Origin of the sequence: Nitrospira sp. BLG_1 (genome assembly GCF_047338595.1) — a bacterium.
Taxonomy (GTDB): domain Bacteria; phylum Nitrospirota; class Nitrospiria; order Nitrospirales; family Nitrospiraceae; genus Nitrospira_D.
In genome coordinates this window covers 1-9,786 of record NZ_JBLFBO010000071.1, presented here as the reverse complement: position 1 = coordinate 9,786, position 9,786 = coordinate 1, and the positions used below count along the sequence as shown (strand labels likewise).

Sequence of the window (9,786 nt, the reverse complement as noted above, 5' to 3'; positions counted from 1 at the left end):
ACCTCCCACCCTCAGATCATAGGTTGAAGGCGTCCACTTTTTCGAGCCTAGCTCAGAGTGTCCAGTCGATTTCTTGACAAGTTTGCAGGGGATCGATAGGCTCTCCCTTATGCCGTTGCTTGTGGTGAGGTGCGTGATGCGATCGCGTTGGGCTGCCGGAATTGCGACTACCTGTGTGGTAGGCGCTGTTTTACTCGGGTTTCCCTGTCGAGGTCTGGCGCAAGAGGCGGCTGCTGGGAACCGGTCTTCCTCTTCACCCTACCCTGCCGGTCCGGAGACGGTCCTTGAAGGGATCGACTCTGCTCAAGAAAACGGCGATGACCTGGATCCCAATCTGATTCCTTTGGAACCTGAGCTGACAGCCTCGCCACCGGATCTTTCCTCCGGCGACAATTCAGCTGAGACGCCTTCTGGTGAGACTGCAGTCAGCGCAGGATCGTCAGGACCTCAGGAGACGCTCTACAATATTCCAGTGGTGATTGATCAATCGGTACAGAGCCATATCCGGTTTTTTAACACTTCAATTCGGGATCGATTCGAGCAGTGGATGGTGCGGCTCAATCGCTACCGTCCGCTGGTCGAAAACATCTTTGCGGAATTCAACCTTCCGAGTGATCTCGTGCATTTGTCCTTAGTTGAAAGTGGGTTCAATCCGTACGCCTATTCGAGAGCCAAAGCGACGGGTCCATGGCAGTTTATGAAAGGGACTGGAAAGCTGTACGGGTTACGCATTGATCACTATGTGGACGAACGACGAGATCCTATTAAGTCGACGGTAGCAGCAGCGCGGTATCTCAGAGATCTCTATGATATTTTCGGAACTTGGCCTTTAGCAATGGCAGCCTATAATGCCGGAGAAGGAAAGGTGTTACGCGCACTTCACAAGGCTCAAGCCGAGTCGTTTTCTGAGATCTCCAGGACCAAATTGATTCGGCTGGAAACGAAGCAATATGTGCCTCGTATTATGGCTGCTACGATCATTGCTCGGAATCCGGACCAATATGGGTTTGCTCAAAACCCGGTTCCTCCTCATGAGTTTGAGGAAGTCGTTGTGACTCGCCCGCTGCACTTCCGGGCCATTTCCAACGTCACGGGCATTTCGTACAATGATCTTCGACTCTTGAATCCGGAACTTCGTCGGGATGCAACGCCTCCGGACGAAGCAGGCTATCACCTGAAGGTTCCCGTCGGAATGAGCTCAAAAGTGCTGGAATTGCTTGAACGAGTTCCCACGCACAAGTTTCCTCCCGTGGCAATGATGGCGGATCGAGAGATCGCACGTCCCAAGGTCAGTGCATCACACTTGTATCGCGTGCGGATAGGTGACACCCTTCAAAAAATATCGAGAAAGTTTGGAATTCCCATCAAGACCATCAAGGCCCGCAATAATATTTCCGGCCCCGGTATTCGAGCTGGTGAACTGCTGAATCTTGCCCGATAAGAGCAGCGGGCGGACCTTTGGAAAGATCCGTACACCCGCTTCGTTTCGCTCAGGTGGATGGCCTAGGGTTTGGAAGGCTTGGAGGGAGCTGATGTGGTTGGTGCGGTGGAAGCGGGAGAAGGCTCAGGATTCTTCTTGGCCTCAATGACCTTCACTCGCACCGCAGATTCGCCCGTGAGTGGAGAGTTGGGGTAGGTCTTCATGAGTTCTTGGTAATGCTTCAAGGCCTCGTCTGGTTTCGACCGGCTCTCTTCAAGCCGAGCGACTTCAAATAGCGCATAGTCCCGATTCATTGCTCCAGGCAGATCGAGTATCGAGGAGTACGCTTTGGCTGCCTGGTCAAGATCCTTTTTCAGCAGAAAGGCGTACCCTAGCTTTTGATACACCAGTCCAAGGAGCGATGTGTTGGAGGCATAGGTGGAGGTAAATCGTTGGTAGGCCTCGATTGCCGAGTCCACCTCGTTTGATTGAAGGTACGCATTTCCCAGACTGAATTGTACAAGTGGGGCTGTTGGGGTACGTGGATACTCTTCGAGTACTCGCTTATACAATGCAATAGCTTCTTTGAGGTTATTCGCCGTTTTTTGTGAGTCGGTGGGAGGCCGCGTAAACAGGCGAAGCGTCGCCTCTCGCTCAAGCTCTTGAGCCTTGCTGGCGTTTTGTTCCTCGTACCAGAACAATCCCCAAAGGCCCATTCCCATCAGGAGTAGCAGCACAAATCCGACAATCAACGACCATCGATAGCTCCTGAGCCCGATCAGCCAGTGCTCGAGCCCGCTCACGAGCTGTTCTTCACCAACCGGCAAGGTACGCGGTGGAACTTTTATTCGGTACGTCATCGGACCCCATTACTCCTTTGCAAATCAAGACTGGCTTTCTGTCATAGAACCGTTGTTTTATACTGAAGGCTATTGCACCTTGTCAATGGAATCGGAATCCAGAGGGAGAGGGGGGAAATCTCTCTCGTAACCGATTCGTCGGAGAATCTAGTCGTTGACCGATCAATTTCGAGCCTCACTCCAACAGCTTACCGATCAATCCTTGAGACGCTCGCTGTTTCCATTGGAGTCCGCCACAGGACCGATTGTGAACCATGCCGGGCGTGCGGTGATCTTGCTTTCGTCCAATGATTATCTTGGTCTCTCCACACATCCCCAGGTGATTCAGGCCGCCATCGAGGCGACGGAACGATATGGGACGGGAGCCGGCGCGTCGAGGCTGGTCAGCGGTACGCTTCCTCCCCATGCCGCTCTTGAGAATGCGCTGGCGAAGTTTAAAGGGGCAGAGGCATCGTTGGTATTCGGGGCTGGATACCTTGTCAATATAGGTGTGATTCCAAATCTTATCGGCCGGGGTGATCTTATTTTTGCCGACCGGTTGTGCCATGCCAGTCTGATTGATGGCTGCCGATTGAGTCAGGCCGATTTCCGGGTCTTTCGGCACGGTGATTGTGCGCATCTCGAAGCACTCCTGCGACGGCGGGCCAGCAATCGTCGCACCCTGATCATCACGGAAGGCCTCTTCAGTATGGATGGCGATGTGGCGCCGTTGGCCGATCTGGTGGAGCTGGCCGAACGATACGACGCGATGTTGTACGTGGATGATGCCCATGGAACCGGCATCATGGGAGCCACTGGTCGTGGCACGATCGAGCACTTCGGTCTGGAGCGGCGAATCCCCTTTCATATGGGAACACTCAGCAAAGCGCTCGGCAGTTATGGAGCGTATGTCGTTGGATCCAATGAGTTTGTGCAGTATTTACTCAACAGGGCCCGATCCTTTATTTTTACCACGGCGCTTCCTCCTGCCATCGCGGCGGCCGCCTCAGCTGCCATCACCATTATTGAGCGGGAGCCGGACCGACGAGATCGGCTTTGGGCGAATCGCCAATATTTGTTCGACGGGCTTAAGAAGCAAGGTTTTCGTCTGACACCAACCGTCAGTCCCATTCTCCCGGTTCTCATCGGCGATGCAGCGCATGCCTCCGCGTTCGCTGATCGTCTTCTCGCCCACGGGGTGTATGCTCCTGCCATTCGACCGCCCACAGTGCCCGACGGTACGAGCCGGATCCGGTTCACAGTGACTGCCGCGCACACCACGGAGCAACTTGATGAAGCCCTGCAGGCCGTGATGCTCGCCGGTCGTGAAACTGCCCTCCTCTAACTCGCTCCACGCCGTGCGGCGCCTTCCGGCTATTTTCTTGCTTTCAGGCAGTGCTGTGGCATGATGCACAGGGTGTTTCCATCCTCGCTATAACCCATTTACCAGGGGTCACATCGAATGGATATTTCCAAGCTGCTGACGTTCTCGGTCAAGGAAGGCGCGTCCGATTGTCATATCAGTGCGGGCGAGCCCCCGATGATCCGCATTCATGGTGATCTCAAAAAACTTGACCATCCCCCGCTGACACCCGATGAAACACACGCGTTGATCTACGACATGATGAACGATGCTCAACGGAAGTCCTTCGAGGAAAAACGAGAATGTGACTTTTCCTTTGAGCTTGGGGACATCGCACGGTTCCGAGTCAACGTATTTGTCCAGCAGCGAGGGCTCGGCGCTGTGTTCCGAAATATTCCAACGACGATTCTTCCGTTGGAGAAGCTCGGCATGCCGCCGATTCTCAGGCAACTCTGTGACAAGGAGAAAGGCTTGATTTTGGTGACCGGACCGACAGGATCCGGCAAGTCGACGACGCTGGCCGCGATGGTGGACTATCTGAACAATACGTTTGAAGGTCATATCATTACCATTGAAGATCCGATCGAGTTTGTCCACAAATCCAAGAAGTGTCTGGTCAATCAACGCGAACTCGGTGTGCACACCCTGTCCTTCGCCAATGCCCTGAAGTCAGCGCTACGTGAAGATCCGGACATTGTGCTGGTGGGAGAAATGCGGGACTTGGAGACCATTCAACTGGCGTTGACCGCCGCAGAAACCGGACACTTAGTTTTTGGCACCCTTCACACGTCAAGTGCGCCAAAGACGATCGATCGCATCATCGACGCGTTCCCGCCGGCGCAGCAGGCGCAGATCAGGACACAGCTTTCTGAAGCCTTGGAAGCGGTGCTCACTCAGACCCTCCTGAAGAAGAAAACAGGAGGGCGGGTCGCCGCGTTAGAAATCATGGTGGCGACGACGGCCGTACGGAACCTGATTCGTGAAGCGAAGTTACATCAAATCCCGGGCATCATGCAGGCGAGTCAAAAAGACGGGATGCAAACGATGGACATGGCCTTGGTTGATCTTGCGACACGTGGAGTCGTGCATAAGGCAGAGGCACAGTCGCGTAGCATGAATCCGAATCTGTTCGGGGCGTCGGTGGCTGGAGCGGCGTAAGACCACAGCGACGGCGGAGTATGAGCATGGATGTTCGAAGTCTCTTAAAAGTCATGGTGGAACGCGAAGCGTCGGACTTGTATTTGACCATCGACGCTCCGCCGATTTATCGGGTTCATGGCGCAACCCAGCAGACGGAGGCACCGCCGTTTACAAATGAGCAGCTTGAAGCGCTGGCCTTGGCGCTCATGCGCGGGCAACAGCGGAGCGAATTCGAAGAAAAAATGGAGATGAACCTGGCGTTGTATTACAAGGAACTCGGACGGTTCCGCGTCAACATCTTCAGACAGAAGGGCAATGTCGGTCTGGTGTTTCGGCACATCAAGGCGGAAATCCAGACGGTCGAGCAGCTCCAACTTCCTCCGATCATCAAAGATATTGCGATGACCAAACGCGGCTTAGTACTGGTTGTCGGTGCGACCGGTTCCGGAAAATCGACGACGTTGGCGGCGATGATCGACCACCGCAATACCATTTACCCGGGCCATATCATTACCGTCGAGGATCCGATTGAGTTCGTCCACCAGCATAAACAATCACTCATCACACAGCGTGAGGTCGGGTTTGATACTTTGACGTTCCAGAACGCGCTCAAAAATACGCTCCGGCAGGCTCCGGATGTCATTCTGATCGGCGAGGTGCGGGATACGGAGACGATGGAAGCTGCGATCACCTTTGCCGAGACCGGCCACCTGTGCATTGCGACACTGCACTCCAACAACGCCAATCAAGCGATCGAACGAATCATGAATTTTTTTCCGGTCGAACGTCATGCCCAGATCTATTTGCAACTTTCCTTGAATTTGCGGGCGGTTGTTTCGCAACGGCTGATCCCGTCGTTGGATGGGAAACGGGTGCCGGCGTTAGAAATCATGATGGACACACCGCGTGTCAAGGACTTGATCAAGAAGGCCGAGATCGATACCTTGAAGGAAGCTATGGAGCAAGGAACAGATGAAGGGTGTCAGACCTTCGACTATGTCTTGTTTCAGCTGTATAAGGCGAACAAGATTTCATTGGAGCAGGCCCTGATCAATGCCGATAGTGCGAACAATCTTCGCTTGAAGATCAAGCTTGAAGGACTCAAAGGTGATGAGGCTGTGAACGCGCTGCTTGATAAGCAGCCAGGAACAGGCCCAGGTGCGGATGCCTTCAAAATCCAGGGCGGTCCCTCCGGGAACGTCACCCCCTTCCGAAAACGATAGGAATTCTGACTCCCCTCTCACGCCCTCTATAAGCTTGCTGACGAATGATCCAGGATGCCGTTCCGGTATCCTACCTTTTGCTAGTGTTCGGCAGTTTGCTGTTCAAGGTACACCGCGATCTGTTCAAGGGCTAATGCACTGAGTTTGGAGCCATACCAGGTTGGCATGGTGTGTTCAGGGTATCCCTGCACCACAAATCGCTGAGGGTCCAGCACCGATTCCACGATATACTCATGGACCGTCCTGGCCTCTCCCCCGTAGGCAGGATCCGTGAGTCGTTGTGTGCCGGTTGTGCCAAGAATCAAGGGCGGTCCAACGTGGCCGTTGGCTCCGGGAATACCAGGGATGACGTGGCAGACCGCGCAGCCAGCCTGTGTGAACAGGACGCCGAAAGGCTCCTCCCCTGTCACCAACGGGACTTTGTCCGGTGTAAGAGGTCCTCCTATGGTCTCGCTCGGCATGACTCGTGGAGATGGGGTTCGAAGGGCCCAGATCACCGACAAGCAGATCAACGCAATTGCTGTCCATACGACAGCCGGTTTCGGTGATCGTGGTTCAGGTTTTAATGTAGAGGGCTCCAAAGCCTAATAGAGAAGACAAGGTTGTATGTTCCGATAATCAGGCCGTGTTCCGACCATCGGGACAATCTAGGATCTGCCCGTTATTTCCCCTGGACCAACTTAAGGAGCTGCGCCAATGGATCGGCCTCGATCTTACCATTCGGAGTCAGTTTGTCGATCAGGTTGGGAAGAAGGTTGGATAACTGTGAGCTCGCATCTTGCGGAGACAATCCGGCCTTGCTTGCCAGTTGCATGAGTACATCGCTTCCTAACCCTTGCTCAATCTGTTGCGGCGACACCGGCATATTCTGGCCTGTGCTCACCCAGGAATTTACAATCTCACCCAATCCGTTTTTCTGAAAGGCCTGAACCAGCCCAGCCAGTCCACCCAGGTTGCTGTTGTTGCCCAGTAAACTGGTGACGGCTTGCAGCAGCGGGTTCTGCGCGCTCTGCCCACCCAGAAGACCGCCAACAACTTGTCCCATTTGATCCATCAATCCCATAATCGGTACCTCCGTTCAATGCGACGTGCGCGAATTTGATTCCCATGGTTGTGCCACGTACGTGATGTACCATAGGTGGCATGCAGAGTCCAAGTGGGAATCTGCTGGTGATCGCGAGGGATTCGATCATCGTGCAGAGGTCTTGTAGGTTTTCGAATTCACGAGGTTTTATCACGATGGAAGCCGAATAGTTAGAACATGATGATAGGGGACCCAGCCCTTGTGTTGAGCGGGGACCTTGTGTGGACGAAACTTCTGGTATGATGATTCAACGGAGGTCGAGGATGGCAAATCATAGAATGACTCTCATTAGCCTCTTTGCAATTGGGTTTGCCGGTATCAACGTATTGGCGCTTCCGGTCTCGGCTGAAATGTACGTTGCCGGAACGGCGGGAGTAAACTTTGCGGATCGAATCAACAGTATTGCGGGAACAGGCAGCCAGGCCGGGGTGCCTGGCCCATTTGTTGACTTTGATCTTCAAAACTCGATTACGTATGGGGCCAAAGTGGGATATTTCCCCGGTCATAGTTGGATCGGGATTGAGGGCGAAGTTCTCCATACGACCCCACACATCAAGCAGCTGGACTCAGATCCAGGGATTCACATGCGGGTCACTACGGTCGGTGCCAATGTTATTGCACGATACCCAGGCCGAACATTTCAGCCGTACGTCGGTGCCGGCATCGGAGCCGCCATCGCTCACATTGGAGACACACCGACCGTGCGGAGTGATTCTGACCTGGCCGCGGCCTGGAATGTCCTGGCTGGTCTTCGTGCATTCGTCACGCCCAAGATCGCGGTTTTTGGGGAGTATAAGTATGGAGGGGCAACATTGAAGTTTGATCAAGCATTCGGTGACCTCGGCGGTTTTAGTGGCAATTACAGAGCTCAGCATGTTCTTGGTGGCCTGTCCTATCATTTCTAGAGGAGAACGACCATGTCTCGCATGACGATGCTCGCGTCTCTGGTTGGTGGGGCGCTCATGTGTTCGGCCTGTGCTGAATCTGTACATCAAGTCCAACGCGATACGGAGTTGCTCGGAGTTCCCCTTGGATTGGAACAGGAGATCGATACCAGCGTCCTGTTTGCAGACTTAAAACGAGCTCCCAGCGAATACGTCGGGCGAACCGTGATGGTCGGTGGGACTGTCATTCGCGCGAAACGGACAGAGGCTGAAACGGAAGTGGAGGTCTTGCAACTCCCGACAGAGAAAGACGGTCCCTTGTCAGAGGATCGTCTTCGATCCGAGGGTCGGTTCCTCGCAGTCCGAACGGCGTTTCTTGATCCAGCCAGCCTCCCACAAGGGACGCCCATTACCGTGATCGGCATCGTGAAAGGCGAGATCACCAGAGCACTTGATGAAAGCGACTATACCTATCCTGTTCTTGAAGTGAAACATATCATCGATTGGAACAGTATTGCGTCCCAGAGACGAAGGGATCGGAGTCCATACTACGGAGCCTATTATCCACCATACGGGTACAGCGGGCTCTACCCCTATGGCGGTGCGTACGGTGGATATTGGGGAGGACCATTTGGCGGGTATTATGGCGGCCGTGGATTCTATGGGCCCTCCCGAGGTTTTTCACCCGGGCCGTCATCACCTCCGCCGCCGCGAGCCGTCCACCCACGGCTGAGAGGTAGGTAGCGACGGATGCAGGGGGAGAAAGCTGAGCCAATGAGCGAGGAGCGTCTTTCTACCCAACCACACTACTCTCGCCGTGAAGCCCTTGCCTGGGCGGGGGCGAGCGGCGTCATCTGGCTGATGGCAGGAGCACGAACCTCGACTCAAGCCGCTTCCGATACGTTCCATCCCCCGTGTCTTGTCAGACCTGCACAGACCGAGGGGCCCTATTTCATCGAGGAACGTTTGCACCGATCTGATATTCGCACTGATCCAGCCAACGGGACGGTCGCAGCTGGTACGCCGTTAACTCTCACCTTTCATGTGTCTCGCAGTCATGCGGGCACCTGTCAGCCCCTATCTGATACTCTAGTGGACATCTGGCATTGTGATGCGAAGGGAGTCTATTCCGATGTCCACGATGCTGGTTTTGACACAACCGGACAAAAGTTTCTACGCGGATATCAGATGACCGATACACAGGGGATCGCACGATTCCAAACCATCTACCCAGGCTGGTATCCGATCAGGACCGTTCATATTCATTTCAAGATTCGCACTGCGCCGATGATTCGAAGAAGCTACGAGTTCACGTCACAGGTATACTTTCCCGATGCACTGACAGACTACGTGCACAGGGCACTCCCCTACTCGTTGAATGGTCGCCGCCGCGTGCGCAATCACCATGATTTTATCTTTCGTGACGGGGGTGAGCACCTAATGCTGGAGCCATCAGAAACGAACAACGGCTATACCGCAACCTTCCCGATCGCGCTGGTCACGCCCTGATCGCCACTCGTCGCATTTCTACGTATTGACGCATTCGTGCGGATCTCGATAGGCTCCATGTATTCATACACGCTCTGCCTTAGGAGGACATGCACATGAGACGACTCCGTGATGCCGGTCTGTTGACGTGCGCCCTGCTGGTTCCCTTTGCTGTGATTGCCGCGCCGCCTCCTGAGGTGAAAGTCGATTACTCGGCCGACAGTACGATGGAGACTGAAGGCGGTATGACGATGAAGTCACGCATCTATCACACGGTCGATAAAGATCGAATGGAGATGGGCGGTTCGGACGGCATGGTCTCAATCATCCGGAAGGATAAGAAGG

Annotated in this window: 11 protein-coding genes; 8 read left to right on the top strand and 3 right to left on the bottom strand. The window is 54.3% G+C overall.

The genetic code is table 11. The features are described from left to right. Positions 1 to 136: 136 nt before the first annotated feature. The gene (locus ACMTNU_RS19595; RefSeq protein WP_413936979.1) at positions 137 to 1,441 is read left to right on the top strand and encodes a transglycosylase SLT domain-containing protein; all 1,305 of its coding nucleotides are present in this window, start codon (positions 137 to 139) and stop codon (positions 1,439 to 1,441) included. A gap of 62 nt (positions 1,442 to 1,503) precedes the next feature. Here ACMTNU_RS19595 and ACMTNU_RS19590 read toward each other — a convergent pair whose 3' ends face one another. Beyond that, a complete protein-coding gene (locus ACMTNU_RS19590; RefSeq protein WP_413936978.1) occupies positions 1,504 to 2,280 on the bottom strand; it encodes a tetratricopeptide repeat protein in 777 nt (258 codons plus the stop codon). Positions 2,281 to 2,434: 154 nt separating this feature from the next. Between ACMTNU_RS19590 and bioF the strand changes: the two genes are divergently transcribed. The 3 genes from bioF to ACMTNU_RS19575 all read left to right on the top strand — a co-directional run bounded on the left by bioF (position 2,435) and on the right by ACMTNU_RS19575 (position 5,985). Next, positions 2,435 to 3,604 (top strand): 8-amino-7-oxononanoate synthase, encoded by a 1,170-nt coding sequence (bioF, locus tag ACMTNU_RS19585; RefSeq protein ID WP_413936977.1) that lies wholly within the window; start codon positions 2,435 to 2,437, stop codon positions 3,602 to 3,604. Positions 3,605 to 3,721: 117 nt separating this feature from the next. Further along, positions 3,722 to 4,780, top strand: a complete 1,059-nt coding sequence (locus ACMTNU_RS19580) for a type IV pilus twitching motility protein PilT (RefSeq protein WP_413936976.1) — start codon at positions 3,722 to 3,724, stop codon at positions 4,778 to 4,780. Positions 4,781 to 4,806: 26 nt separating this feature from the next. Next, on the top strand, positions 4,807 to 5,985 hold the full coding sequence (locus ACMTNU_RS19575) for a PilT/PilU family type 4a pilus ATPase (protein ID WP_413936975.1): 1,179 nt from the start codon (positions 4,807 to 4,809) through the stop codon (positions 5,983 to 5,985). Between the two features lie 80 nt (positions 5,986 to 6,065). Here ACMTNU_RS19575 and ACMTNU_RS19570 read toward each other — a convergent pair whose 3' ends face one another. Further along, on the bottom strand, positions 6,066 to 6,446 hold the full coding sequence (locus ACMTNU_RS19570; protein WP_413936974.1) for a hypothetical protein: 381 nt from the start codon (positions 6,444 to 6,446) through the stop codon (positions 6,066 to 6,068). Positions 6,447 to 6,646: 200 nt separating this feature from the next. After that, the gene (locus ACMTNU_RS19565) at positions 6,647 to 7,048 is read right to left on the bottom strand and encodes a YidB family protein (RefSeq protein ID WP_413936973.1); all 402 of its coding nucleotides are present in this window, start codon (positions 7,046 to 7,048) and stop codon (positions 6,647 to 6,649) included. Positions 7,049 to 7,332: 284 nt separating this feature from the next. On the opposite strand from ACMTNU_RS19565, the gene ACMTNU_RS19560 reads away from it, so the two are divergent. From ACMTNU_RS19560 to ACMTNU_RS19545, 4 genes are all read left to right on the top strand, one after another. Beyond that, positions 7,333 to 7,974, top strand: a complete 642-nt coding sequence (locus ACMTNU_RS19560) for an outer membrane protein (RefSeq protein ID WP_413936972.1) — start codon at positions 7,333 to 7,335, stop codon at positions 7,972 to 7,974. A gap of 12 nt (positions 7,975 to 7,986) precedes the next feature. Then, positions 7,987 to 8,697 (top strand): Slp family lipoprotein, encoded by a 711-nt coding sequence (locus tag ACMTNU_RS19555; RefSeq protein ID WP_413936971.1) that lies wholly within the window; start codon positions 7,987 to 7,989, stop codon positions 8,695 to 8,697. Between the two features lie 30 nt (positions 8,698 to 8,727). Beyond that, positions 8,728 to 9,462 carry an intradiol ring-cleavage dioxygenase gene (locus tag ACMTNU_RS19550; RefSeq protein WP_413936970.1) on the top strand — a complete coding sequence of 245 codons (735 nt, stop codon included), beginning with the start codon at positions 8,728 to 8,730 and terminating at the stop codon, positions 9,460 to 9,462. A 95-nt stretch (positions 9,463 to 9,557) separates the two neighbouring features. Further along, positions 9,558 to 9,786: hypothetical protein (locus ACMTNU_RS19545; protein WP_413936969.1), on the top strand; the 229-nt coding region annotated here is incomplete at its 3' end.